Annotated in this window: 31 protein-coding genes; 9 read left to right on the top strand and 22 right to left on the bottom strand. The window is 66.0% G+C overall.

The genetic code is table 11. The features are described from left to right. The first annotated feature begins 53 nt into the window (after positions 1-53). Together ATO6_RS05615 and ATO6_RS05620 are read left to right on the top strand one after the other, a co-directional pair. Entirely contained in the window at positions 54-1,265 is a 1,212-nt protein-coding gene (locus ATO6_RS05615) for an MFS transporter (protein WP_088622915.1), read from the top strand. 68 nt (positions 1,266-1,333) lie between these two features. Continuing rightward, positions 1,334-2,005 carry an SDR family oxidoreductase gene (locus tag ATO6_RS05620; protein ID WP_088622916.1) on the top strand — a complete coding sequence of 224 codons (672 nt, stop codon included), beginning with the start codon at positions 1,334-1,336 and terminating at the stop codon, positions 2,003-2,005. 15 nt (positions 2,006-2,020) lie between these two features. Here ATO6_RS05620 and ATO6_RS05625 read toward each other — a convergent pair whose 3' ends face one another. From ATO6_RS05625 to ATO6_RS05640, 4 genes are all read right to left on the bottom strand, one after another. Beyond that, complete coding sequence (locus tag ATO6_RS05625) at positions 2,021-2,923, bottom strand: rhodanese-related sulfurtransferase (RefSeq protein ID WP_088622917.1); 903 nt, start codon at positions 2,921-2,923, stop codon at positions 2,021-2,023. Positions 2,924-2,977: 54 nt separating this feature from the next. After that, positions 2,978-3,517 (bottom strand): NADPH-dependent FMN reductase, encoded by a 540-nt coding sequence (locus tag ATO6_RS05630; protein ID WP_217898969.1) that lies wholly within the window; start codon positions 3,515-3,517, stop codon positions 2,978-2,980. A 71-nt stretch (positions 3,518-3,588) separates the two neighbouring features. Then, positions 3,589-3,960, bottom strand: a complete 372-nt coding sequence (locus tag ATO6_RS05635) for a hypothetical protein (RefSeq protein WP_088622919.1) — start codon at positions 3,958-3,960, stop codon at positions 3,589-3,591. Continuing rightward, positions 3,957-4,205, bottom strand: a complete 249-nt coding sequence (locus tag ATO6_RS05640; RefSeq protein ID WP_088622920.1) for a hypothetical protein — start codon at positions 4,203-4,205, stop codon at positions 3,957-3,959. The genes ATO6_RS05635 and ATO6_RS05640 overlap by 4 nt, the downstream gene beginning before the upstream one ends. A 109-nt stretch (positions 4,206-4,314) precedes the next feature. Here ATO6_RS05640 and pncA point away from each other — a divergent pair, with 109 nt between their 5' ends. Continuing rightward, positions 4,315-4,911, top strand: coding sequence for a bifunctional nicotinamidase/pyrazinamidase (pncA, locus tag ATO6_RS05645; RefSeq protein WP_088622921.1), 597 nt, complete (start codon positions 4,315-4,317; stop codon positions 4,909-4,911). A 4-nt stretch (positions 4,912-4,915) separates the two neighbouring features. Here the strand turns inward: pncA and ATO6_RS05650 are convergent, their stop codons facing one another. Then, positions 4,916-5,449 carry a hypothetical protein gene (locus ATO6_RS05650; RefSeq protein ID WP_088622922.1) on the bottom strand — a complete coding sequence of 178 codons (534 nt, stop codon included), beginning with the start codon at positions 5,447-5,449 and terminating at the stop codon, positions 4,916-4,918. 163 nt (positions 5,450-5,612) lie between these two features. On the opposite strand from ATO6_RS05650, the gene pncB reads away from it, so the two are divergent. Next, a complete protein-coding gene (gene pncB / locus ATO6_RS05655) occupies positions 5,613-6,905 on the top strand; it encodes a nicotinate phosphoribosyltransferase (RefSeq protein ID WP_088623425.1) in 1,293 nt (430 codons plus the stop codon). A gap of 15 nt (positions 6,906-6,920) precedes the next feature. Here the strand turns inward: pncB and ATO6_RS05660 are convergent, their stop codons facing one another. The 8 genes from ATO6_RS05660 to ATO6_RS05695 form a co-directional block, all read right to left on the bottom strand. Continuing rightward, positions 6,921-7,820, bottom strand: coding sequence for a hypothetical protein (locus tag ATO6_RS05660; RefSeq protein WP_088622923.1), 900 nt, complete (start codon positions 7,818-7,820; stop codon positions 6,921-6,923). A 7-nt stretch (positions 7,821-7,827) separates the two neighbouring features. Then, positions 7,828-8,208: a hypothetical protein gene (locus ATO6_RS05665; RefSeq protein ID WP_088622924.1), complete on the bottom strand. Its 381-nt coding sequence runs from the start codon at positions 8,206-8,208 to the stop codon at positions 7,828-7,830. A gap of 243 nt (positions 8,209-8,451) precedes the next feature. Then, complete coding sequence (gene arfB / locus ATO6_RS05670; protein WP_088622925.1) at positions 8,452-8,865, bottom strand: alternative ribosome rescue aminoacyl-tRNA hydrolase ArfB; 414 nt, start codon at positions 8,863-8,865, stop codon at positions 8,452-8,454. 313 nt (positions 8,866-9,178) lie between these two features. Beyond that, positions 9,179-9,802: a queuosine precursor transporter gene (locus ATO6_RS05675; RefSeq protein ID WP_088622926.1), complete on the bottom strand. Its 624-nt coding sequence runs from the start codon at positions 9,800-9,802 to the stop codon at positions 9,179-9,181. 66 nt (positions 9,803-9,868) lie between these two features. After that, positions 9,869-10,762 (bottom strand): esterase-like activity of phytase family protein, encoded by an 894-nt coding sequence (locus ATO6_RS05680; protein WP_088622927.1) that lies wholly within the window; start codon positions 10,760-10,762, stop codon positions 9,869-9,871. Next, a complete protein-coding gene (gene mepA, locus ATO6_RS05685) occupies positions 10,735-11,682 on the bottom strand; it encodes a penicillin-insensitive murein endopeptidase (RefSeq protein WP_088622928.1) in 948 nt (315 codons plus the stop codon). The genes ATO6_RS05680 and mepA overlap by 28 nt, the downstream gene beginning before the upstream one ends. Beyond that, on the bottom strand, positions 11,667-13,028 hold the full coding sequence (locus ATO6_RS05690) for an MFS transporter (RefSeq protein ID WP_088622929.1): 1,362 nt from the start codon (positions 13,026-13,028) through the stop codon (positions 11,667-11,669). The genes mepA and ATO6_RS05690 overlap by 16 nt, the downstream gene beginning before the upstream one ends. Before the next feature lie 74 nt (positions 13,029-13,102). Then, the gene (locus tag ATO6_RS05695; protein ID WP_088622930.1) at positions 13,103-13,714 is read right to left on the bottom strand and encodes a glutathione S-transferase family protein; all 612 of its coding nucleotides are present in this window, start codon (positions 13,712-13,714) and stop codon (positions 13,103-13,105) included. A 71-nt stretch (positions 13,715-13,785) separates the two neighbouring features. Here ATO6_RS05695 and ATO6_RS05700 point away from each other — a divergent pair, with 71 nt between their 5' ends. The 3 genes from ATO6_RS05700 to ATO6_RS05710 all read left to right on the top strand — a co-directional run bounded on the left by ATO6_RS05700 (position 13,786) and on the right by ATO6_RS05710 (position 15,693). Next, positions 13,786-14,484 carry a YafY family protein gene (locus ATO6_RS05700; protein ID WP_088622931.1) on the top strand — a complete coding sequence of 233 codons (699 nt, stop codon included), beginning with the start codon at positions 13,786-13,788 and terminating at the stop codon, positions 14,482-14,484. A gap of 67 nt (positions 14,485-14,551) precedes the next feature. After that, positions 14,552-15,265, top strand: coding sequence for a cytochrome c biogenesis CcdA family protein (locus ATO6_RS05705; protein WP_088623426.1), 714 nt, complete (start codon positions 14,552-14,554; stop codon positions 15,263-15,265). 14 nt (positions 15,266-15,279) lie between these two features. Then, positions 15,280-15,693, top strand: a complete 414-nt coding sequence (locus ATO6_RS05710) for a thioredoxin family protein (RefSeq protein ID WP_088622932.1) — start codon at positions 15,280-15,282, stop codon at positions 15,691-15,693. Here the strand turns inward: ATO6_RS05710 and ATO6_RS05715 are convergent. Further along, positions 15,690-16,223 carry a TetR/AcrR family transcriptional regulator gene (locus ATO6_RS05715; protein ID WP_088622933.1) on the bottom strand — a complete coding sequence of 178 codons (534 nt, stop codon included), beginning with the start codon at positions 16,221-16,223 and terminating at the stop codon, positions 15,690-15,692. The two genes, ATO6_RS05710 and ATO6_RS05715, sit on opposite strands and share 4 nt — an antisense overlap. Positions 16,224-16,296: 73 nt before the next feature. Beyond that, positions 16,297-16,626 carry a DUF1491 family protein gene (locus tag ATO6_RS05720; RefSeq protein ID WP_088622934.1) on the bottom strand — a complete coding sequence of 110 codons (330 nt, stop codon included), beginning with the start codon at positions 16,624-16,626 and terminating at the stop codon, positions 16,297-16,299. Between the two features lie 71 nt (positions 16,627-16,697). Between ATO6_RS05720 and ATO6_RS05725 the strand changes: the two genes are divergently transcribed. Further along, on the top strand, positions 16,698-16,901 hold the full coding sequence (locus ATO6_RS05725) for a hypothetical protein (RefSeq protein ID WP_141101941.1): 204 nt from the start codon (positions 16,698-16,700) through the stop codon (positions 16,899-16,901). A gap of 4 nt (positions 16,902-16,905) precedes the next feature. Here the strand turns inward: ATO6_RS05725 and era are convergent, their stop codons facing one another. Beyond that, complete coding sequence (era, locus tag ATO6_RS05730; protein ID WP_088622936.1) at positions 16,906-17,811, bottom strand: GTPase Era; 906 nt, start codon at positions 17,809-17,811, stop codon at positions 16,906-16,908. A gap of 188 nt (positions 17,812-17,999) precedes the next feature. Between era and ATO6_RS05735 the strand changes: the two genes are divergently transcribed. Next, positions 18,000-18,320, top strand: coding sequence for a VOC family protein (locus ATO6_RS05735; RefSeq protein ID WP_088622937.1), 321 nt, complete (start codon positions 18,000-18,002; stop codon positions 18,318-18,320). Positions 18,321-18,326: 6 nt separating this feature from the next. On the opposite strand, the gene rnc is transcribed toward ATO6_RS05735, so the two are convergent. From rnc to ATO6_RS05765, 6 genes are read right to left on the bottom strand one after another with little or no spacing between them, the layout of a single operon-like run. Then, complete coding sequence (gene rnc, locus ATO6_RS05740) at positions 18,327-19,010, bottom strand: ribonuclease III (protein WP_088622938.1); 684 nt, start codon at positions 19,008-19,010, stop codon at positions 18,327-18,329. Positions 19,011-19,017: 7 nt separating this feature from the next. After that, positions 19,018-19,857: a signal peptidase I gene (gene lepB / locus ATO6_RS05745; protein ID WP_088622939.1), complete on the bottom strand. Its 840-nt coding sequence runs from the start codon at positions 19,855-19,857 to the stop codon at positions 19,018-19,020. A 54-nt stretch (positions 19,858-19,911) separates the two neighbouring features. Next, positions 19,912-20,358, bottom strand: a complete 447-nt coding sequence (gene acpS / locus ATO6_RS05750) for a holo-ACP synthase (RefSeq protein WP_088622940.1) — start codon at positions 20,356-20,358, stop codon at positions 19,912-19,914. A 7-nt stretch (positions 20,359-20,365) separates the two neighbouring features. Beyond that, a complete protein-coding gene (locus ATO6_RS05755) occupies positions 20,366-20,830 on the bottom strand; it encodes a hypothetical protein (protein ID WP_088622941.1) in 465 nt (154 codons plus the stop codon). Then, positions 20,827-21,303 carry a nucleoside deaminase gene (locus tag ATO6_RS05760; protein WP_088622942.1) on the bottom strand — a complete coding sequence of 159 codons (477 nt, stop codon included), beginning with the start codon at positions 21,301-21,303 and terminating at the stop codon, positions 20,827-20,829. Before ATO6_RS05760 ends, ATO6_RS05755 begins: the two co-directional genes overlap by 4 nt. Before the next feature lie 36 nt (positions 21,304-21,339). Continuing rightward, positions 21,340-22,086, bottom strand: coding sequence for a pyridoxine 5'-phosphate synthase (locus tag ATO6_RS05765; protein WP_088622943.1), 747 nt, complete (start codon positions 22,084-22,086; stop codon positions 21,340-21,342). Positions 22,087-22,099 lie beyond the last annotated feature (13 nt).

The raw sequence follows: 22,099 nt of genomic DNA on the forward strand, positions 1-22,099 counted from the left end.
GGCAACGTTCAAGCCCGCTTGCGGGCGTCTGCGGCCCGGCATAGCGTCGCGCCATGACGGGCGCGGATGTTCTCGACAGTTCCTATTCTTGGCGCAGGCTGGCGCTGTCGCTGATCATCGCGGTGATCGGCAACGTCGGCATGTGGGCCTCGATCGTCGTGCTGCCGCTGATGCAGGCCGAATTCGCTCTGGACCGCGCGACGGCCTCGCTGCCCTACACCTTTACCATGTTCGGGTTCGCCTTCGGCAACCTGCTGATCGGGCGGGTCATCGACCGGCACGGCGTCACCGCGGCCCTGACCGGCGCGGCGCTGGTCAGCGCGGCGGGCTACGCGCTTGCCGCGCATTCGCCGTCGCTGTGGATGATCTGCGCGGCACAGCTGGCCATCGGCTTCGCCACCGCCGCCTGTTTCGGGCCGCTGATCGCCGACATCTCGCTGTGGTTCCTGAAACGACGCGGCATCGCGGTGGCCATCGCCGCCTGCGGCAACTACCTGTCCGGGGCCGCGACGCCGCTGGTCATGTCGGGCTTCATCGCCGCCGGCGGCTGGCGCTACGCCTATGACGCGATCGCGGTCATCACGCTGGTCGGCATGCTGCCCCTGACATGGTTCCTGCGCCGCCGCCTGCCGCTCGAGGCCGTGGCCGCCTCCGACGCCGCCTCGGCCGCGCGGCGCGGCGCGACGGGGCTGTCGCCAAGGGCGCTGATGTGGCTGCTCGGGCTGGCGGGGATCGGGTGCTGCGTGGCGATGTCGATGCCGCAGGTGCATATCGTGGCGCTGTGCATGGACCTCGGCTATGGCCCCGCCGCCGGGGCCGAGATGCTGTCGCTGATGCTGCTCGGCGGGGTCGTGTCGCGGCTGGTGTCGGGGCTGGTCGCCGACCGGCTGGGCGGGGTGCGGACGCTGCTGATCGGCTCCGCCCTGCAGACCATCGGTCTGATCCTCTACCTGCCGTCGGACGGGCTGACCTCGCTCTACATCGTGTCGCTGGTGTTTGGCCTGAGCCAGGGCGGGATCGTGCCCTCCTACGCGGTGATCGTCCGGGAATACATGCCCGCCCGCGAGGCCGGGGCGCGGACCGGGTTCGTCATCATGGCGACGATCTTCGGCATGGCGCTCGGCGGGTGGATGTCGGGCTGGATCTACGACGTCACCGGCAGCTACACGGCGGCCTTCGTGAACGGCATCGCGTGGAACCTGCTGAACATCGGGATCGTGCTGATCGTGCTGATGCGCGGTCGGCCCCGGATCGCGATGGCCTGAACCCGCGCTTGCCCTGCGCGCCTGTCGCCTCACCTTGACCGTCGAACACGACGAAAAGGAGAGCCGATATGAGCAGGACACTCTTGATCACTGGCGCATCGACCGGCATCGGCGCGGCCAGCGCAAGGGGCGCCGCAGCCGCCGGATGGAACGTCGCCCTCGTGGCCCGGTCCGAGGACAAGCTGAACGCGCTCAGGGATGAAATCGGCGACGCGGCGCTGGCCATCCCCGCCGACGTGACCGACCTCGCCGCGCTGGAGCGGGCCGTGGCACGGACGGTCGAGACGTTCGGCGGCCTGAACGCGGCCTTCGCCAATGCGGGGATGGGCCTCGACACGCCGGGGACCGAGGCGGGCGATCCCGAGGAATGGCGGCGCATGATCGACCTGAACGTGATGGGCCTGCTCTACACCGCCCGCGCCACGCTGCCGGAACTGCGCAAGACCAAGGGCCACCTGCTGATGACCGGCTCCGCCGCTGGCCGTCGGCACATCAAGGGGTCGATCTATTCGGCCACCAAGTGGTTCGTGCATGGCTACGGCGGCAACATGGCCGACGAGATGCGCGAGTGGGGCGGGCGCTGCACCGTCATCTCGCCCGGCATGGTCGACACGCCTTTCTTCAGCGAGGCCAAGCCCGACAAGCTCAAACCCGAGGATATCGCCGAGGCGGTGGTCTATGCCATGAACGCCAGCCCGAGGGCCGAGGTCCGCGAGGTCCACGTCATGCCGACAGGCTGACCTCGCCGTCTTGGATCAGTCGGCGAGATGCGACTCGCCGCGCGCACGGGCAAGCGCGATCTGCTTCTGGCGCTCGCGGAAGCGGGTCTTGTCGGCCTCGGACGTCTCGTCCACGCAGAGGTGACAGGCCACGCCCTCCTCGTACTCGGGCCGAGCACGGTCCTCGGGCAGGATCGGGCGGCGGCAGGCGTGGCAGAGGATGTGCGGACCCTCGGTCAGCCCGTGGCCGACGCTGACGCGGCGGTCGAAGACGAAGCATTCGCCCTGCCAGAGGCTGTCCTGCTCCGGCACCTCCTCGAGGTATTTCAGGATGCCGCCCTTGAGGTGATAGACCTCCTCCACCCCCTGGCTCAGCAGCCAGTTCGTGGACTTCTCGCAGCGGATGCCGCCGGTGCAGAACATCGCGATCCGCTTGTTGTGGAACCGGTCGCGGTTCGCCGCCCACCACGCGGGGAAGTCGCGGAAGCTTTCGGTTTCCGGATCGACCGCGCCCGCGAAGGTGCCGATGGCGACCTCGTAGTCGTTGCGCGTGTCGATCACCGCAACGTCCGGGGCGGAGATCAGCGCGTTCCATTCGGCGGGCTCGACATAGTGCCCGACGCTGGCGCGGGGATCGACGCCGGGCTGGCCCATCGTCACGATCTCCTGCTTCAGCCGGACCTTCATCCGGGCGAAAGGCTTGGCGGCGGCGGTGCTTTCCTTCCACTCCAGACCCGCGCAGCCGGGCAGGGCGCGGATATGGGCCAGCACCGCGTCGATGCCATTGCGCGGGCCCGCGATGGTGCCGTTGATCCCCTCGGCGGCCAGCAGCAGCGTCCCGCAGACGCCTTCGGCCTCGCACAGCGCGGCCAGCGGCGCGCGCAGCGCGGCAGGGTCTTCGAAACGCGTGAAGTGATACAGGGCGGCGACGGTGAACATGGCGCCCAGATAGACCCCGGTCCGCGTTCCCGCAAGCGCGGGCGTGTCGCAGGTTCAGCCGGCGCGGGCGATCGCCTCGGCCAGCATGTCGAGCTCCTTGCGCAGGCGCTTGCGCGTCCGCTCGTCCTCGATCCGGCCGTCCTTCACCAGATCGCCGGATTGCGCCACCGCCGCCTCTGGCCCCGTCAGCATCGCCGCGCCGATCACCGACAGTGTCTGGCGCAGGTGGTAGTTCGCGAGCGCGCCCCCGCGCATCCCCGTCGACTGGGACACGATGGCCGTCGGCTTGCCCCGGAACGGCATGTCCAGCTCGGTCGAGATCCAGTCGAGCGCGTTCTTCAGCACGCCCGAGAACGACCGGTTGTATTCCGGCGTCACGATCAGCACGCCATCCGCTGCGCGCACCTTGTCGGCAAGGTCGATCACCAGCCGGGGCGAGCCGTCTTCCTTCAGGTCTTCGTTGTAGAGCGGCAGGTCGCCGATGCTCAGCCGCTCGATCTCCATCCCCTCGGGGCGAAGTTCGATCAGCGTGTCCATCACGACGCCCGAATAGGCGGCGCGGCGCAGCGATCCGACGAAACCGGCGATTTTCATTGTCATCCTTCCAGACTGGTCCGCCGTCAGGATAGCGCAGGGCAGGGGACGGGCAACCGCAGGCGGCGCGGTCAGGCCACGCGGGGCAGCAATCCGACGCGCCGTGCCTTGGGATCGGCCAGCCGCGCCGCGTCATAGCCCGCCGCCAGCAAAGCGTCACGACCAAGGTCCGGGTTCTGCGCCACGAAGGTCGCGCTGTCCTCGTCGCCCATCCGTTCCGCGATCAGGCAGAGGAAGGCCAGCGTCAGCGTCGCGTTGAACTTCTCGGGCGCGCCCGCCGCGCTGGCCGCCGCGCGGATCGCACTGGCATAGCGGTGCGCGGCCTCGAAGAACTCCCACCGTTTCAGCGCCGCATGGGCGGTGCCCAGATGCACCGCGTGGCCGAAGCCGGTGCAGGGCAAGACGCCCCCGGCCATCTCGTCGAGGATGTGGTCGTAATTCACCGGAATTCCTCCTCCAGCCCGTGCGCATCCTCCGAGGTCAGGCTGAACCCGTAGACCTCGCTCAGCTGCGCGATCTTCGCGCGTGTTTCCTCGCGAAAGACCTGTTTCCCGTCGAAGGCGTGCAGGACCATGCATTCGACAAGCTCCGACATCGACATGTCGAGATACTCCGCCGTGCCCTTCAGCACCTTCACCATCCGTTTTTCCAGCCTCAGGCCGGTCTGCATGCGTTCGATCTTGGCCATGCGCAAAGGATGACCGATTCGTGTCATGACAACAAGACAACACATGCAGCCGCATTGACGCCCGCCCCCCACCTTGCCACCTTCGCACCAGCAGCAGAGAGGTAGAGCCATGTCCCGCGCCCTGATCGTGATCGACGTCCAGAACGACTTCTGCCCCGGCGGCGCGCTGGCCGTGGCGGGCGGGGACGAGATCGTGCCGGGCATCAATGCGCTGATGGCCGAATTCGACGCCGTGATCCTGACGCAGGACTGGCACCCGGCGGGCCATTCCTCCTTCGCCTCCTCGCATCCCGGCAAGGAACCCTTCGGCACGGTGGAAATGCCTTACGGCACGCAGGTGCTCTGGCCCGATCACTGCGTGCAGGGCACGGCGGGTTCGGCGTTCCATGCGTTGCTCGACACCGACCGCGCGGACCTGATCGTCCGCAAGGGCTACAACCCGGCGATCGACAGCTACTCCGCCTTTTTCGAGAACGACCACTCCACGCCCACGGGGCTCGAGGGCTACCTGAGAACGCGCGGCCTCACCGACCTGACGATGGTCGGCCTTGCCACCGATTTCTGCGTGAACTTCTCGGCTGTGGACGCGGCGAAGCTGGGCTTCACGGTCACGGTCCAGAACCAGCTCTGCTGGGCGATTGACCTCGATGGGTCGCTGGCCGCGGCGCAGGAGGGGATGCTGACGGCCGGTGTGACGCTGGTCTGACGGCTCAGAACCCCGCCACGTCGGACCGCACGACAACCAGCGCGATCGCCCCGGCAAAAATCGCCAGCCGGGCGAAGGTGTTCGACATCAGCCGCGAGATGAGCGAGACCGGCTGGTCCAGCCGCGCCAGCGGCATCGCACCCAGTTCCGACGGCACAGCCGCCCGCACCTCGGGCTCCGGCATCGCAGGTCCTTCGACCGCCCGCGCCCGCGCCACGTTGTAGAGAAACCCGTCGACCGAGAACCCGCCCCAGTCCAGCCGCGCGACGTTGCCGCCCAGCCCCAGCAACCCGCGCTCCACGCGCTCGGCCACCGAGGTGCGCCAGTGCCGCTCACCCGCCCGGAACGTGCCGACCGGATCCACGCGCCCGGACACCTCCAGCCGGAACCCGGCCTTGACGAAGACGTCGCGCACATCCGCGCCGGCCCGCGACAGCGCCGCCACCGTCTCCGCATCGCGGAACCGCGCGACGGCACGCGCGCTCCCCGCGCGGTGCGGGTCGCATTCCAGGTCGATGTCGAAATCGTAGGACGGCATGGCTTGGCCTCTCAGCAAGACCTTCAACGTCCCCCACGATACAGGCGAAAATCGGGCGAATCCCGACGCACGGGGAATAATCCCCACCTGTGTCCCCCGTGCCCATCGACTTGCCAGCCGGTCACAGCCTGATAACCATGGGTCAACAATGCCGGAGCCCATGATGACCGATCTCGCCACCCGTGTCTGGAATCACCGCTGGAAGATCGACCCGATCGTCCGCTCCCTGATCGACACGGATTTCTACAAGCTGCTGATGTGCCAGTCGGTTTTCCGCAACAAGCCTGACACCACCGTCACCTTCTCGCTGATCAACCGCTCCAAGCATGTCCCCCTCGCCAAGCTGATCGACGAGGGCGAGCTGCGCGAACAGCTGGACCATGTCCGCTCCCTCTCGCTCACCCGCGGCGAATCCACATGGCTGCGCGGCAACATGTTCTACGGCAAGCGCCAGATGTTCCGCCCCGACTTCATGGAGTGGTTCGAGGGCCTGCGCCTGCCGCCCTACCACCTCGAACGGGTCGGAGATCAGTACGAGCTGACCTTCGAGGGCAAGTGGCACGAGGTCATGCTCTGGGAAATCCCCGCCCTCGCCATCCTGATGGAGCTGCGCGGCCGCGCCATCCTCGACACCATGGCCAAGTTCGAGCTTCAGGTCCTCTACGCCCGCGCGATGACCAAGATCTGGGAAAAGATCGAACGGCTGAACCAGCTCGACGGGCTGCGGATCGCGGATTTCGGCACGCGGCGGCGGCATTCCTTCCTCTGGCAGGACTGGTGCGTGCAGGCGATGATCGAGGGGCTGGGGCCCAAGTTCACCGGCACCTCCAACTGCCTGATCGCCCGCCTGCGCGACCTCGAGGCGGTCGGCACCAACGCCCATGAACTGCCGATGGTCTATTCCGCGCTGGCCGGGGACGACGCGGCGCTGGCCCGCGCGCCCTACGACGTGCTGGCCGACTGGCACGAGGAGCACGACGGCAACCTGCGCATCATCCTGCCCGACACCTACGGCACCAAGGGCTTCCTCGACCGCGCGCCGGACTGGCTGGCCGGGTGGACGGGGATCCGGATCGATTCCGGCGACCCGGCTGTGGGGGCCGAGACCGCCATCGACTGGTGGCGCTCGCGCGGAGAGAACCCGCGCGACAAGCTCGTCATTTTCTCGGACGGTCTGGATGTGGAGAAGATCGAGGAGCTGCACCGCCAGTTCTCGGGCCGCGTCCGAGTGTCCTTCGGCTGGGGGACGCTGCTGACCAACGATTTCCGCGGGCTGGTGCCGGGGGACGCTTTGGCCCCGTTCTCACTGGTGTGCAAGGCGGTGTCGGCGGACGGACGGCCCACGGTGAAGCTGTCGGACAACCCCGAGAAGGCCATGGGGCCGGCGGACGAGGTCGCCCGGTACAAGCGGGTGTTCGGGGTGGGGGAGCAGGAGCGGATGGAGGTTGTGGTTTAGGGAGTTGGTATTCGATTACGCAATTTGAGCAATGACTTCAGCTGCTACAAGCGCGGCATTGGTCATCGACATAGACTTCCAATCAGATGGCAATAGCTCAGTTTGTGACTTCCTACCTGCGTAGTCTGAGATGCCTCGGATGGCTATCCCGGAACAACTGGAGCCAACGCCATATAAGCTGGATGCGCTTATCGCAGAGAAAAATCCGAATGTCTCCATGTCGATGACCGTAGACTTACGGCTAACAGCGGCAGTCAAACGATTTATGAAGTTGCGATAAGAAACGCTATCGACGACCATGCCGCACGAAAAGATGTCTTCATCAAGGTGAAGTTTTGGATCTCGAAGCGAAATCACTTCAGCTTCAGATGAGAGTGAGACTGATTCGGGGTGTCCCTTCCGCAGCCTTGAAATTACGTCGTCAAAAGTTACCCCAGCTACAGCCTCTAGAATTCGTGGAGAAATCAACTGGGTTTCTAATTCAGCGCACAACACGTTGTTACGCAAGAACAATTCTTCGCTTGCATGTTCATTTACTCGGACCTGATAGTCCTGCTGGCCTTCCTCGGAAACCTTGTCATAAAGGCGAAATACAGCCTTTCTAGGCACCACCACGTCGCCAAGTTGTACCTTTTTAGGATCTAGACTTGCGGCAGTGCCGACCAGCAGCATAACGGAAGGTTGGTGCGCAGAAATAATACTTCCGGCCAATGCGGAAGCTGCCATATGACCCATTTGGCCAGCGGTTCTCAACAGTAACCGCTTCTCTCCTGTCCTGCCCTCGACCCTGTAAATCTGGGAGTAGGGATTGTCAGCGTCACTTATTCGTTCGAATCTCTCTCGAAAAACAGATTGAACAACAGCCAACTCCTCAACCTTGGCGCACATGAGCGCCATGTCAAATCTTTTGAACATAGTGCCTTCAGTTTGGTCTGAAAATTGCTCCGCCGAACTGTACGTATACTATCGAAACCTCCTCGCAAAGCTTTTTAAACTCACTTCCGACAAAGAACTGCTTCATTCTTTCTGAGTTCTCTTTCGACAAAGGTGGAAGTGAGAAGAATATCTTCAGGCATGAGGGGACAGCCTTCTCTATCTCCGGGTAGCTACCAACTAAGGAGAAAACGGCAGATTGATAGAAACGCACCCTGCTCCCAACGTAGTCAGGGTCGATTGGATCATCGAACACTACAACGTGCCTAGTCGAGCCTGACGAGGTGAACTCCACTATCTCGGAGACCATGACTGCCGCCAAGGCTTTCTCGAGGCGCTCGTTGTTTACTGCTGGGTCAAAGAATGTCATAGGATGCTCGAATTATTGTTGCCCATCTTTCCCGACACATCCAAACAATCTTAGAACTTAAATGTTCCCGATCGGTTGATACTGCATCGTGCGACCATGCTAACGCAACTACTACATCTTTTGTTAGTTTTGGTGTGCGTGGGGCTATATGTTGATTCACGTTAGGCAAAGTGTTGCCAGGAAGACTCGAATCATTCACTTGGCATGTACTTTGACTTGCTTCATTTACGAAGGCGAAGTTGATCACCGCTCCCACCCTCTCCCTTCCTTAACCTCCCCCCGCGCCTTCTTCTCCTCCAGCCGTCGCCGCTTCTGCCCCAACGGCACCTTCGTCTTCACCCGCCGCTTCGGCGCCACCGTCGCCTGCCGCACCAGCTCCGCCAGCCGGTCCCGGGCGATCTCCCGGTTCCTCGCCTGCGAGCGTTCCTCCGAGACCTGGATCACCACCGCCCCGTCCTTGGTCCAGCGCCGTCCCGCCAGCCGCTTCAGCCGCGCCTTGACCGGCGGCGGCAGCGAGGGCGAGCGCTCCGCCTCGAAGCGCAGCTCGACCGCCGTGGACACCTTGTTCACGTTCTGCCCGCCGGGACCCGAGGCGCGGATGAACTGCTCCGTCATCTCCCAGTCCTGCAGGCTGATCTGATCCGTGATCCTCAGCACGGGGCCAACTCCTTGCACCGACACGATTACCGACCTGTGGCCTGTGCGATACCGAGGTAATGCCGATGCCGCAAATGGCAAAGTGAAAGGGCCGCCCCGATCTACGGAACGGCCCCTCTCGAGATAAGGAGGTGGGGTCGGTTAGGTTGCCCACCAATCCGGTTGTCATTCAGCCAAGGGCTGCCTCAGCTGACCTCCTTCCGGACTGTTCCAACACCTTTCTCCAAAGTCCCAATAGACACTAGAGCACCTCCTTTCTGGTTTGTTTCGATAAGGGAATCGTCTCACAGATTCGCCGTATCTCCAAACGAATTCAGGCAGGTTTTGCGGTCAATTTGGCGACAACCACACGGAATGGTGCCAAAGCGATCAAAGCGAGGGCAAGCTTCACCATCCAGTCCGCCACGGCCAGCGAAACCCACAGCGGCAGGGCCGGTCCGACCCCCAGGAGCGGCACCGCCTCGGTGGCCCAGGAGGTGTCGTTGGTGGGTTCGACAAAGCTCAGCGCGGCCGAGAAGGCGACGGAGAAGAAGATCGCGGTGTCCAGCGACGACCCGACCAGCGTCGACACCAGCGGCGCCCGCCACCAGCGCCCCTCGCGGAAGCGGTTGAAAACAAAGACATCCGTCAGCTGTGCGACGAGGAAGGCCAGCCCCGATCCAAGCGCGATGCGGAGGGTGACGAGCGGCCCGAACTCGCCCATGATCTGGGTCCCGATGAGCGAGCAGACGACGCCGACGGCAAAGCCCGCCAGCACCACGCGACGCGCGGCGGCGGCCCCATAGACCCGGTTCATCACGTCGGTGACGAGGAAGGCGAAGGGATAGGTGAAGGCGCCCCAGGTCAGCCACTGGCCGAAAAGGAACTGGACGAGGATATTCGAGGCCACGACGATCGCGGCCATGGCAAGAATGCCGGGCAGGTGAGTGCGGTTCATGATGAAGCCCGTTTTTTAGACAAGGTAGCGGCGACTTGTGTCCCGGAGGCCGGGAACGGGCGGCGTTTACCGGCTCGGGCCGTCCGGCGCAAGGATGTATTCCACCAGCTCGGACCGGAGCGCGGCGTTGAAGTTGTCGTCGGACACCATCACCAGACGGATCGCCCCGCTGGCGTCGCGCCAGACGGCGAGCCCCTCGAGGTTGCCGTGGGTCAGTCGGTCGGTCTCCAGCACCACCTCGCCGTCGCCGGGGGCGGAAAGGTCGAACCGGCGGACACGGCTCTTGAAGCCGAGAAAGGTGAAGTTGCGTTCAAGCAGGTAGAACTTGCCATCCGGCCCGATGTCAGAACCCACGGGAAGATAGCCGCCGTGACGCGGGATCTGCGCGACAATGCTCCAGCGGCCGTTGGGGTCACGTTTCCACAGCGGGAAGGGGCGGGTGACGTTGCCGGAACGCTCGGGCAGGGTGTAGAGCGATCCGTCGGGTCCGATGGCCAGCGCCTCCAGCCCGGAGTTCTGTTGCAGGGCGGCGAATTGCGGCGGCAGGGTCAGCGCTTCGCCCGGTCTGTCGGGGCGGGAAAACCGGACGATGCGCGGGCGGCCTTCGTAGGACACAAACACAGTGCCGTCGGCCGCGATGGCCAGGCCCTCGGTGTCGTCGATGTCGTCCGGATGCGCACCGCGTCCGACCGTCAGCGGGATGTCCGGCCCGAGCGCGACAGCGGTGATCCGCCCGCCTTCGCGCCGGAGCGTGCCGCGCACGAAGGTGCCGCGGTCCGACATCATCGCCAGACCGGTGCCGTCGGCGGACACCTCGACGGCGGACAGGCCGCCAAGGCCCGCGCGGGCGGATTTCAGGTCGATGCGTGACGAGGGGCCGGGGCCCGTGCCGGCGTAGACGAGTCCCGCGAGGCACAGACCGGCAAGCGCGATCAGCGCGCCTGAAGTACGTTGACGCATTGTCCGGGCAGGTCCGCCATCGTCAGTTCGCGCTTGGGCTTGGGTTTCACCTTGGGCGCATTCGGGTCGGGCTTCGGCGGGTTGAGGATGTTACGCACCCACTGCCGCGCCTCTTCGCAGCCGTCACCGGCGGGGGGCTGCGCCTGGTTCGCGCAGCCGGACGCGCCGGGCGGGCAGCTGAGCCGGACGTGGAAGTGGTAATGGTGACCGTACCAGGGCCGGACCTTGCGCAGCCAGCTGCGGTCGCCCTTTTCATCCTCGCACATTTGCACCTTGGCGCCGGGGAAGATGAAGATCCGCGCGACACGGGGGTCCGAGGCGGCGGCCTTGACGATCTCGTGGTGCTGCCGGGTCCAGCTGCTGTTGGTGTAGGCCCCGTTCGCGCGACGCATCGAGATCGAGGAAATGCTCTCCCGCTCGGCCCGCGACAGGGACAGCGACTTGGGCGGCAGCATCCAGATGTCGGCATCCAGCCCCATCTGGTGGGATGCGTGGCCGCTGGTCATCGGCCCGCCGCGCGGCTGCGAGATGTCGCCGACGTAGAGGCCGGCCCAGCCGGGCTGTGCGGCGGCCTTGCGGCTGAGGTCCTGCAGGAACGAGATGGTGGTCGGATGACCCCAGTTCCGGTTCCGCGAAAGCCGCATGGCTTGCCATGTCGGCCCGGTCTCCGGCAGTTGCGCCGCGCCGGCGACGCAGCCCTTGGCATAGCTGCCGAAGGGCGCGGGCGGCAGGGCGGCCGCGACAGGCTGCGCGCCGAAGAACTGTTTGGCGGGCTTGCCGCGCATGGAGGCGGGGATTTCCTGCTGCGTCGACAGACGCTGCATCGCGCCGGTTTCCTCGTCCCCGCTGTCAGACGACCCGCCGCCGCAGGCAGCGAGTGTCAGCGCAAGGATGGCGGCTAGTGTCAGGTGGCGGGCCATTCTGCTCGGTCCTCTTTCTCGGGCGCGGGTGCGCCGTCGGGATGGACCCAGCCTAGCAGGATCAGGCCGATCAGGAAAAGGGCGATGAGCGGGGAGACGCCGAGTTGCTGGCTGTCCGTCAGGGCCGTCGTCGCGGCGATCAGGAGGGGCGCGAGGAACGAGGTCGCCTTGCCCGCCAGGGCGTAGATCCCGAAGGCTTCGGTCATCCGCTCCGGGTCGGCCTGCCGCACCATCATCGTCCGGCTGGCCGCCTGGATCACGCCGCCCGCCGCGCCGATCAACGCGCCGATCACGTAGAACACGATGTCGGGCAGGCTGGAGCCCGCCGCCACCGGCATCAGGTAGACGCTGTCGCGCGACACCAGCACGATCGAGATCGCGCAGAAGGTCAGGATCAGGATGCAGACGGTGATGACCGGCTTGGGCCCGAAGGCCCGGTCGGCCCGACCGCCGAGGAAGGCGAACACGGCGCCCGACACGATGGCGATGATCGCGAAGATCCCGATCTGCGTGATCGACCAGCCCAGCACGCCCGAGGCGTAGATGCCGCCGAACGTGTACATCCCGTTCAGCCCGTCGCGGTAGAACATCGACGACCCGAGGTAGGCGAAGAGCGAGGGCCGTTTCGGCAGGCTGCGGATCGTGCCCCCAAGGCCGCGCAGCGCTGCTGCCACCGCGCCCTTGGGCGGCTTCGGCGGCTTGGGGTCGCGCACGAACATGAAGAACGGGATCATGAAGACGACGTACCAGATCGCCGTCAGCGGCCCGACCGCGCGGGTGCCTTCCCGCTCTGCCGGGTCGAGGCCGAGGATCGGGTCGATGCCGATCATCGTCTTGCCGGTGGCCGCGTTCTCCTGCAGCAGCGCCAGCATGATGATCAGCGCGATCAGCCCGCCCAGATAGCCGAAGGCCCAGCCGGAGCCGGAAATGCGCCCGACCTCTTCACGCGGGCCGAGGTCCGGCAGCATGGAGTTGGTGAAGATCGTCGCGAACTCCATCCCGATCATGCCGATGGCAAAGAAGATCAGCGTGGTCGTCACGTTGAAATCGCCCGGCGCGGCCCACCACAGGGCATAGGCGCCCACGACATACATGACCGAGAACAGCCATATCCACCTGAGCCGGTTGCCCGACACGTCCGAGATCGCACCGAGGATCGGGGCGAGGACGGCGATGCAGATCCCCGCCATGCCGATGCCAAGTCCCCAGACCGTCTGCGCCTGCGCGCCGTCGCCGATCAGCTCCTTGACGTAAGGGGCAAAGATGAAGGTGATCAGCAGGGTGTTGTAGGGCTGGCTGGCCCAGTCGAAGAAATACCAGCCCCAGATCCGCTTGCGATTGGTCATGTCGTGTCCCCGCCCCCGTTTTGCTGCGATATGACCGGGGCGGGGTGCCTATGGCAACAGGTTTCGACCTTGCGTCAGGCGGCAAGCGCCGCCGCATCCCGTTCCCAGGCCCAGCGATAGGCCGGACGGGCCATGCAACGGGCGATCCAGTCCCTGACCCGCGCGTCCTCGGGCGCGCTGTCGGGGAAGAAGGCGAAGGGCGAATGCAGGATCAGGTCCGCCGCGCTGTAGCTTTCGCCAAGCAGCCATGGCCGGCCATCCGCGAAGGCTGCCGTCAGACGTTCCGCGGCTTCGGGGACGCCCCGGATCGCCGCCGTGACCCAGGGGTGCGACAGGCCCGCGTTGTGCAGGATGTAGACCGGTTCCAGCACCGCGCCGTACCACGCCAGCCAGGACAGGTAGGCGCCACGCTCCGGCTCGCCGATGCGGGGACCGAGGCCCGCCTCGGGGAACAGGTCGGTGAGGTAGAGCGCGATGGCGGTGGTTTCCCAGATCAGCGTGCCGTCATGGTCCAGCAGCGGCACCTTGCCCTCGGGATGCGGGTTCGCCGGATCGCGCTGCCCGCTGCCGTCCTGACGGGGGATCGTCACCGTCTTGACGGTGACATGCTCCAGCGCGCCGAGGTCGCGGAGCAGCGCGAGGATCCGGGTCGAGCGGGTCTGCGGGGAGTGGTAGAAGGTCAGCATCGGTCTCTCCTTGTGTGGGGTGATGCGCCGGTTATGCTGCCCCCATCCTGTCAGTTTCCGTCAGGAGGCCCATGCCCCGCACCGACCGCCTGTTCCGCCTGCTCGACCTGATGCGCCGCCTTCCGCAGCCGGTGACTGCCGCGCGGCTGGCCGAGGAGACCGGCGTCAGCGAACGCACGCTCTACCGCGACATCGACGCCCTGCGCAGCGCGGGTGCGCGGATCGAGGGTGAGGCGGGCTATGGCTATACGCTGGCCGAGGATCCGGCCCTGCCGCCCCTGATGTTCGACCGGCTGGAGATCGAGGCGCTGGTCCTCGGGCTGGCCGAGGTGCGGCAGATGGCGGATGCCGAGCTCGCGGCGGCGGCGGACAGCGCGCTGGCGCGGCTGGCGGCCAGCGTGCCGGAGCGGGTGCAGCGCCAGTTGCTGCACGCCGTGACGATGTCCTACCAGTTCGCGCCGCCTTCGCCCGGTGTCCATGCCAAGCTGCTGCGCGACGCCGCGTGGGAAGAGCGGGTGGTCGAGATCGCCTATTCCGACGCTCAGGGCCAGATGACAAGGCGCCGGGTGAAGCCACTGGCCCTCGTCTTCACCGACCGCGCCACGACATTGCTGGCATGGTGTTGCCTGCGCCGGGGCTTTCGCCGCTTCCGCCTGCCGCGCATCAGCGAGGCGCGGCTGACCGAGGAGAGCTTTCGCCCCGAACGCGTCGCCCTGCTGCGCGGAATCATGGAAGAGATGCGCGGCAACGCGTCACCGCAACAAAGCTGACGCGGATGTGAAGACGCTGGCGCACGGCGCTTGTAACCAAATGCCGATCCGCTTCGTATGGTCGGATATGGACCTGATCTTCGGATACATCGCGGGCCTTCTGACGCTCATCAACCCCTGCGTTCTGCCGGTGCTGCCGATTGTGCTGGGCTCCGCACTGCAGGCCAGCCGCGCCGGTCCGCTGGCACTGTCCGCCGGGATGGCGCTGGCCTTTGTCACTTTGGGCGTGACGGTGTCGGCCTTCGGCTACGCTTTGGGCATCGACGAAGGGACCATCGCGCAGGCCGGGGCGGTGCTGATGATCGGCTTCGGCCTGATCCTGCTGGTCCCCCGGTTCGGCACGGTCTTTTCCACCGCGACCGCCGGTGTCGCCGCCGGGGCCGATGCGCGTATCGACCGGCTGGACCGGACCGGGGCGGGCGGGCAGTTCGTCGGCGGTATCCTCCTCGGCGCGGTCTGGAGCCCCTGTGTCGGCCCGACGCTCGGTGCCGCCATCTCGCTTGCCAGCCAGGGCGAAAGCCTGCTGCGGGCCGGGGCGATCATGACCGCCTTCGCCGCCGGGGTCGCCACGCTGATCCTCGGGCTCGGTTATGGCGCGCGGGGCCTGCTGACCCGCAACCGGGCGCTGATGCAAGCGATCGCGCAGCGCTCCAAGACCGTGCTCGGCGTGATCTTCGTCGCGGTCGGCCTCGCGATCCTGTTCCGCCTTCACCACATCGCCGAAGCCTGGGCGGTCGAGCATATGCCCGACTGGCTTCTGAACCTCTCCGTTTCCGTCTGACGAAAGGACACCCCATGAACCGACGTCACTTCATCGCTCTCGGCTCGGCCACGCTGATCCTGCCCACCACCGGCCTCTCCGCCGCGCCGCTCGACTACACCCCCGGCATGGTCGAGGACCGGCTGGCCAAGGGCGAGACTGTTTTCCTCGACTTCAAGGCGAGCTGGTGCAGCACATGCAAGGCGCAGGAGAAGGTGCTGACCAAGCTCAAGGCGGCCAACCCGGCCTACGAACAGGCGGTGACCTTCGTGAACGTCGACTGGGACGATTACGGCAAATCCGACCTCGCCCGCAGCCTGCGCATTCCGCGCCGGTCGACGCTGGTCGTGCTGAAGGGCAACCGCGAGATCGGTCGGCTTGTCGCGGAAACGCGCGAAGGCCAGATCAAGATGCTGATGGATGCCGCGCTCGGGGCGGCGACGGCCTAACGCAGCGCGAGGACGAGGTCGACGAGGGTCTGGATCGCCGCCTTGTTGGCCTTGTCCTTGCCCTTGGCGATCTGCCCGGCCCCGATCCGCGCGGCATAGAGCGCGCGGGGAATGTCGGGGTTCGTCACGCCGATCTTGTTCAGCAGCGCCGACAGGCGTTCCAGCCGCTGCCCGTCGATCCGGGCCAGCGCCTCGGCCGCAGACGGATCGGTCCGCGCCCAGGCCCGCATCGCAGCCTCAGCCGCGTTGTCGGAATTGAACCCGTCCTCCATGAGCTCCTTGAGCTCGGCCACCGCTTCTTTCTTCTTCTTCGGAAGCTCCTCGGCGGGGACGGTCTTTTCCGCCCAGAAATCGAGCACCTTCTTCTGGAAGGCGGGCACATCGTCGAAATGCCAGTAGAATGACCCCTTGGTCGTCTCCAGCGCACGTGCCAGCGGCTCGGCCTTCAGCCCCTCGGGCCCAAGCCGGGCGAGGGCGTCGAGGCCGGCATTCAGCCAATCGTCAGGGGAAAGTCGCTGTCTCTCTGCCATGCGGCGAAACTAGACCGGATTGTCCGATTCTGCATGTGAAATCTTCTGCATTGCAGCGATCCGGTGGGGAATGTCAGTCCGAAAGGCCGGGTTCGTCGAGCAAGTGACGGCCATTCCGGTCCTCCACCTCGATCACCCACAGGTCGGGATCGAAGCCCCTTTGACGGACGATCGCCGCATCAACATCCGCCTCCGTCCCGGCCGCGAGCTCGATCCATGCTCGTGCGCCGGTCATCAGGTCGAAGCTGCGGGTGAAGGCCGTGGCGTGGCCGTCCAGCGTGTTCATCTTGACCAGCACCGCGCCCCCGGTGTCGTCGCCATGCGCGGTGACAAAGGCGGGGATGTCGGCCAGCCGCAGGCGGGTCAGATAGGCCGAGACCCAGAGTGATGCGGTCAGTCTCATGTCAGGTATTTTCACTTGATCGGATCATCGGGTCCAGACAATCTCGGACGCGGATTTGCATGGGGGATTTCATGGCACAACGTTTCGTACCGCCGAAAGGCGCGCTTATCATGATGGTGGCGGGCATTCTGATCACAGTCGGGGCGACGTACCTGCCGCGCAACTTCAACTACGGCGTCATCGTCTCGCTGATCGGCGGCGTGATGGCCCTGGTCGGGGTGGCCTGGCACATGGTCGCCCGGTTCCGGTGGCGGATGGACCGGGCCCGGCGCTGAGCGCTCAGTTCCCGTCGCGGAAATCGAGACCCATTTCGGAGTAGCGCGCGGCGTCCTCCTGCCAGTTCTCCCGCACCTTGACCTGCAGGAACAGGTGCACGGGCCTGCCGAGGAACTCGGAAATCTCCTCGCGCGCGGCGGTCGAGATCGCCTTGATCGTCTCGCCCTTCTTGCCCAGCACGATGCCCTTGTGACCGTCGCGGGACACATAGATCATCTGGTCGATCCGCGCCGATCCGTCCTCGCGTTCCTGCCAGCTCTCGGTTTCGACGGTCAGCTGATAGGGCAGTTCCTGATGCAGGCGCAGGGTGAGTTTCTCGCGCGTCATCTCGGCGGCGATCATGCGCAGCGGCAGGTCCGCGATCTGATCCTCGGGGTAGAGCCACGGGCCCTCGGGCAGCTCCTGCGCGAGCCATTCGCGCAGATCGTCGACGCCGCGGTCCTTTTCGGCCGAGATCATGAAGGTCTTCTCGAAGGGAAACGCCTCGTTCATCTTCTCGGCCAGCGTCAGCAGCACCGGCGCCTCGACCCGGTCGATCTTGTTGATCGCCAGTGCCACCTTGCGGCCCTTCGGCAGGTCGGCCAGACCGTCCAGGATCCGCTTCACCCCGTCCGTCACGCCGCGATGCGCCTCGATCATCAGCACGATCACATCCGCATCCGACGCCCCGCCCCATGCGGCGGCGACCATGGCGCGGTCCAGCCGCCGTTTCGGCTGGAACAGGCCGGGCGTGTCGACGAACACGATCTGGCTGTCGCCCTCGATCGCGACGCCGCGGATACGTGTGCGTGTGGTCTGGACCTTGTGGGTGACGATCGACACCTTCGCCCCGACCATGAGGTTGGTCAGGGTGGATTTGCCGGCGTTCGGCTCTCCGATCAGGGCGACGAAACCCGCGCGTGTGGTCATCTGGCGACTCCGGGAAGTGGTATCGCGCGGGTCTAGCGGAAACCGGTGCGCCGCGCCAGCGGTAAGGCCGGGCGGAAAATTGCCACAGCGGGGCGATCTTCATGTTGCCGTAACGATTCCGCGCGAGACATCGGCCGACGGCAGGGGTATCTGCGCCCCTCCTGTCGGATCTGTGAAAGGAACAGCCGATGACGTCCCAATCCGCCACGGCGGTCATGGCCTGCCGCGATCTGGAGGCCAGCACCATCTGGTATGCCGACCTGTTCGACCGTGCGCCCGACCTGCGCCACGGCGAAAGCCATGCGGAATGGCGGCACGGGCTGGCCGAGGGGCTGGCGCTTGTGCGTGATGTGACGCGGGCCGGGACCGGTGCGCTGATCCTGCGGGTGCGCGGGATCGGCACGCGCAGCGAACGGATCGAACCGCTCGCCATCGGTGCCTCGGGCGATCATCGCTATCTCGCGCGGCTGCGCGATCCGGACGGGAACATCGTCACGCTGACTCTCTAGGTCAGATCAGTTGTCCTCGAGCCGCGACAGCAGATCGGTCGCGGCGGCCTGTTCGGCCTGCCGTTTGCTGCCCGCGCTTGCCACCGCTTCCTCGCCGGTCGACAGGCGGGCGGCAATGGTGAAGACGGGGGCATGGTCGGGCCCTTCGCGGGACAGTTCCACATAGGCCGGGGGCTGCATCCCGCGCGCCTGTGCCCATTCCTGCAGGGCGGTCTTGGCATCGCGGGCATCCGCCTCGACCCGCGAGATGCGGCTGCCCCAAAGCTTCAGCACCACCGCCTTGGCCACGGCAAAACCCGCGTCGCGATAGACGGCGGCGATCACCGCCTCCATGCCGTCGCCAAGCAGCGCCTGCTTGCGCCGTCCGCCGGTCATCATCTCTGACCGGCCGAGCCGCAGCACGGCGCCGAGGTCGATCTCGCGCGCGACTTCGGCGCATGTTTCCTTGCGAACCAGGGCGTTGAAGCGGGGGGCCAACTGGCCCTCCGTGGCGCTCTTGTCCTCGTCCAGCAGCGCCTCGGCCATGACAAGGCCAAGCACGCGGTCGCCCAGAAACTCGAGCCGCTGGTTGTCGGACCGGGTCGGCGAGGCGACCGAGGAATGGGTCAGCGCGCGCTGCAGGATCTCGGGCCGGCGGAACGCGTGGCCGAGCCGCGTCTGGAACTCGATCTGATCGCGCGACAGCTTCATCGCCGTCTTATTCGATGCCCTTGAAGAACCGGTCGCTGCGCCATGTCCAGAAGAACAGCATCGACCGTCCGGCGGACGAGAAGATGATCCGGTCAGCGCGGCCGATCAGGTTTTCATAGGGCACGAAGCCGACGCCGCCCGCAGTGGTTGCAAAGCGCGAATCGAGCGAGTTGTCACGGTTGTCGCCGACCATGAAATACTGGCCTTCGGGGACGTGGAACACGCCCGTATCATCCGCGCCGCGGAAGCTGCCGATGTTCAGGATCGAATGCCGGGTGCCGTTCGGCAGCGTCTCGATCTGGCGCGACTTGAGGCATTCGGCACCGGGGCCGACCGCGCCGTTCTCGCAACGCGGGGGACGGCCTTCGGGGCCCTGACGCTCGAACACCTCGGAGAACTGGCCGCCGTCTTCCAGCTTGACCGGCTCGCCGTTGATCTGCAGCACGCCGTTGATCATCTGGATCGTATCGCCGGGCATCCCGACAAGGCGCTTGATATAGTCCTGACCGGTGGCCGGGTGGCGGAACACGACGACATCGCCGCGCTCGGGCTCGCCGCCCATGATGCGGGTGTTGTCGCCGTCGAGGAAGCCGCAGATGTCCTTGGCATCGACGTCAATCCCGAACCGCTGCAGCCGGATCGACGGGCAGGAGGCATAGGAATAGCCGTAGGCCATCTTGTTCACGAACAGGAAGTCGCCGATCAGCAGCGTGTCCTTCATCGAGCCCGAGGGGATCCAGAACGGCTGATAGAAGACCGTGCGGAACATGCCCGCGATGATCAGCGCCCAGAAGACCGTCTTGATGGTTTCCCAGATCGCGCTGCCGAAACCGCCTTCTTCTGCCATGTCGGATGCCTTCTGCTCTGCCTCAGAAGTTCATGAGGTCGGGGGGGCGTGGTGTCAAGGTGAAGGCGGTACGGGCGACCCCGCGTCGCCGGTCACTTTTTCCGAGAGCGGCCGCGCCTCGATCACCACGAACGCCTGCGCCCAGGGGTGATCGTCGGTCAGGGTCACGTGAATGATCGCCTCGTGCCCCGGCGGGGTCATGCGGGCCAGCCGTTCGGCGGCCCAGCCGGTGACATGCATGACGGGCTGGCCTGTGCGCAGGTTCGACACCGCCATGTCCTTCCACGCGATCCCCATGCGCAGCCCGGTGCCGAGCGCCTTGGAGCAGGCCTCTTTTGCGGCCCACCTCTTGGCATAGGTTCCGGCGGTGTCGTGACGGCGTTCGGCCTTGCGCTGCTCGACCTCGGTGAAGACGCGGTTCCGGAACCGGTCGCCGAAACGGTCGAGCGTGCCCTGAATGCGCTCGATATTCGCGAGATCGGTGCCGATGCCGAGGATCATGAAGGGGTCAGTCCGGATAGTCCGCCGTTATCCGACCTGTAGCCTGATTGATCGTGACTGTCAGCGTGCGAAACTCCGGGCGGGAGACATCGGCCGGATAGTCGGCGGCCGGCACGTAGAGCGTCAGGCCGCGCGCAGGATCATAGCTGGCCTCGATCGCGGAGATGTCGAGCGCATAGAACCCGTAGCCGCCGGGCCCCCGGTCGACGATCCGGCACTGGCGCTCTCCGATCTCGTTGGTCGGGGGCGAAACGATCAGCAGGTGGAACGGCGCGCCGGCGGGTTCGATCATGTCGATGGCCGCGATGCGGATCGCCCCCTGCGCATAGGTGCGGGTGTTGTCCTCCCACGGTTCCGCAAGGAATTGGGCCGAGCCGCGCACGTCGCATTCGGAGACGTCTGCGGCCATGGCCGGGACGGCGGTGATCGCCGCGAAGGCGATGGCGGTGAAGGTCGCTGTGTGTCGCATCATTCCTGCGCATCCTCGTATAGCTTGATGACCTCGGCCTCGCGCAGCGGGCCGAAGGCGGTAAAGCCGCCTTTCGCGGCCTGCCGGAAATCGTCCAGATCGAGACCGGGGAACATGAAGTACTTGCCCGCCACATGGGCCTTGCCGGCGGCAAAGATCACACGGTCGATCCCGGCGAACCGCATCGCCGCCAGACACATCTCGCAGGGCTGAAGGCTGGAAAGGAGCGTGCAGCCCGACAGGTCGGAGTGGCCCAGCCCCTCGGCGGCGCGCGAGATGGCGACGATCTCGGCGTGACGGGTCGGATCGTGCTTCAGATGCACCTCGTTCTCGCCAAGGGCGAGGACCTCTTCCCCGCGCATGACGGCGGCGACGATGCCTGCCTTGGCGCCGTCGCCGGCAAGTTCACGGGCGCGGGTGTTGATGCGGACAAGGACGGCGTCCTCGGCTTCGGTGATGGGTGACAGCTCGGGCATGACGCCTCAACCCCGCTGCGCCGATCGCGGTTCCCGTCAGCCGCGTGCCTCGTCCATCAGGCGGCGCATTTCGCGGATCGCCGGTTCCAGCCCGCGAAAGATCGCCTCGCCGATCAGGAAGTGGCCGATGTTCAGCTCGCGCACCTCGGGGAACGCGGCGACCGGCTTGACGGTGTCATATGTCAGCCCGTGCCCGGCATGGACCTCCAGCCCGAGGGAATGGGCGAACGCGGACATCTCGGCCAGCTTGACCAGTTCCTCGTCCCGCTCTGCCAGGCGCGCCTCGGCATGGGCGTCGCAATAGGCGCCGGTGTGCAGTTCGATGACCTCGGCGCCGATGCGGTGCGCGGCCTCGATCTGTTTCATGTCGGCGGCGATGAAGATCGAGACGCGGCACCCGGCCTCGCGCAGCGGCGCGATGAAATGCGCCAGCTTGTTTTCTTCGCGCGCGACCTCCAGCCCGCCTTCGGTCGTCCGCTCCTCGCGCTTTTCGGGGACGAGGCAGACGGCGTGCGGTTTGTGGCGAAGCGCGATTTTCTGCATCTCGTCGGTCGCCGCCATCTCGAAGTTGAGCGGCACCGACAGCACCTCCATCAGCCCTTCGATATCCGCGTCCGAGATGTGGCGCCGGTCCTCGCGCAGGTGCGCGGTGATGCCGTCGGCCCCGGCTTCCTCGGCCAGTTTCGCGGCGCGCAGCGGGTCGGGATAGGCGCCGCCACGGGCGTTCCGCACGGTGGCGACATGGTCGATGTTCACGCCGAGGCGCAGGTGGGGCTGGGGCATGGGGTGCCTCCGC

Source organism: Oceanicola sp. 22II-s10i (assembly GCF_002210105.1).
In the GTDB taxonomy this organism is placed as follows: domain Bacteria; phylum Pseudomonadota; class Alphaproteobacteria; order Rhodobacterales; family Rhodobacteraceae; genus Pseudooceanicola.

Bases quoted from the DNA above. Each gene is read 5' to 3' on its own strand.
- ATO6_RS05615 (WP_088622915.1), top strand. From the start codon at position 54: ATGACGGGCGCGGATGTTCTCGACAGTTCCTATTCTTGGCGCAGGCTG.
- ATO6_RS05620 (WP_088622916.1), top strand. From the start codon at position 1,334: ATGAGCAGGACACTCTTGATCACTGGCGCATCGACCGGCATCGGCGCG.
- ATO6_RS05625 (WP_088622917.1), bottom strand. From the start codon at position 2,923: ATGTTCACCGTCGCCGCCCTGTATCACTTCACGCGTTTCGAAGACCCT.
- ATO6_RS05630 (WP_217898969.1), bottom strand. From the start codon at position 3,517: ATGAAAATCGCCGGTTTCGTCGGATCGCTGCGCCGCGCCGCCTATTCG.
- ATO6_RS05640 (WP_088622920.1), bottom strand. From the start codon at position 4,205: ATGGCCAAGATCGAACGCATGCAGACCGGCCTGAGGCTGGAAAAACGG.
- pncA (WP_088622921.1), top strand. From the start codon at position 4,315: ATGTCCCGCGCCCTGATCGTGATCGACGTCCAGAACGACTTCTGCCCC.
- ATO6_RS05650 (WP_088622922.1), bottom strand. From the start codon at position 5,449: ATGCCGTCCTACGATTTCGACATCGACCTGGAATGCGACCCGCACCGC.
- pncB (WP_088623425.1), top strand. From the start codon at position 5,613: ATGACCGATCTCGCCACCCGTGTCTGGAATCACCGCTGGAAGATCGAC.
- ATO6_RS05660 (WP_088622923.1), bottom strand. From the start codon at position 7,820: ATGTTCAAAAGATTTGACATGGCGCTCATGTGCGCCAAGGTTGAGGAG.
- ATO6_RS05665 (WP_088622924.1), bottom strand. From the start codon at position 8,208: ATGACATTCTTTGACCCAGCAGTAAACAACGAGCGCCTCGAGAAAGCC.
- ATO6_RS05675 (WP_088622926.1), bottom strand. From the start codon at position 9,802: ATGAACCGCACTCACCTGCCCGGCATTCTTGCCATGGCCGCGATCGTC.
- ATO6_RS05680 (WP_088622927.1), bottom strand. From the start codon at position 10,762: ATGCGTCAACGTACTTCAGGCGCGCTGATCGCGCTTGCCGGTCTGTGC.
- mepA (WP_088622928.1), bottom strand. From the start codon at position 11,682: ATGGCCCGCCACCTGACACTAGCCGCCATCCTTGCGCTGACACTCGCT.
- ATO6_RS05690 (WP_088622929.1), bottom strand. From the start codon at position 13,028: ATGACCAATCGCAAGCGGATCTGGGGCTGGTATTTCTTCGACTGGGCC.
- ATO6_RS05695 (WP_088622930.1), bottom strand. From the start codon at position 13,714: ATGCTGACCTTCTACCACTCCCCGCAGACCCGCTCGACCCGGATCCTC.
- ATO6_RS05700 (WP_088622931.1), top strand. From the start codon at position 13,786: ATGCCCCGCACCGACCGCCTGTTCCGCCTGCTCGACCTGATGCGCCGC.
- ATO6_RS05705 (WP_088623426.1), top strand. From the start codon at position 14,552: ATGGACCTGATCTTCGGATACATCGCGGGCCTTCTGACGCTCATCAAC.
- ATO6_RS05710 (WP_088622932.1), top strand. From the start codon at position 15,280: ATGAACCGACGTCACTTCATCGCTCTCGGCTCGGCCACGCTGATCCTG.
- ATO6_RS05715 (WP_088622933.1), bottom strand. From the start codon at position 16,223: ATGGCAGAGAGACAGCGACTTTCCCCTGACGATTGGCTGAATGCCGGC.
- ATO6_RS05720 (WP_088622934.1), bottom strand. From the start codon at position 16,626: ATGAGACTGACCGCATCACTCTGGGTCTCGGCCTATCTGACCCGCCTG.
- ATO6_RS05725 (WP_141101941.1), top strand. From the start codon at position 16,698: ATGGCACAACGTTTCGTACCGCCGAAAGGCGCGCTTATCATGATGGTG.
- era (WP_088622936.1), bottom strand. From the start codon at position 17,811: ATGACCACACGCGCGGGTTTCGTCGCCCTGATCGGAGAGCCGAACGCC.
- ATO6_RS05735 (WP_088622937.1), top strand. From the start codon at position 18,000: ATGACGTCCCAATCCGCCACGGCGGTCATGGCCTGCCGCGATCTGGAG.
- rnc (WP_088622938.1), bottom strand. From the start codon at position 19,010: ATGAAGCTGTCGCGCGATCAGATCGAGTTCCAGACGCGGCTCGGCCAC.
- lepB (WP_088622939.1), bottom strand. From the start codon at position 19,857: ATGGCAGAAGAAGGCGGTTTCGGCAGCGCGATCTGGGAAACCATCAAG.
- acpS (WP_088622940.1), bottom strand. From the start codon at position 20,358: ATGATCCTCGGCATCGGCACCGATCTCGCGAATATCGAGCGCATTCAG.
- ATO6_RS05755 (WP_088622941.1), bottom strand. From the start codon at position 20,830: ATGATGCGACACACAGCGACCTTCACCGCCATCGCCTTCGCGGCGATC.
- ATO6_RS05760 (WP_088622942.1), bottom strand. From the start codon at position 21,303: ATGCCCGAGCTGTCACCCATCACCGAAGCCGAGGACGCCGTCCTTGTC.
- ATO6_RS05765 (WP_088622943.1), bottom strand. From the start codon at position 22,086: ATGCCCCAGCCCCACCTGCGCCTCGGCGTGAACATCGACCATGTCGCC.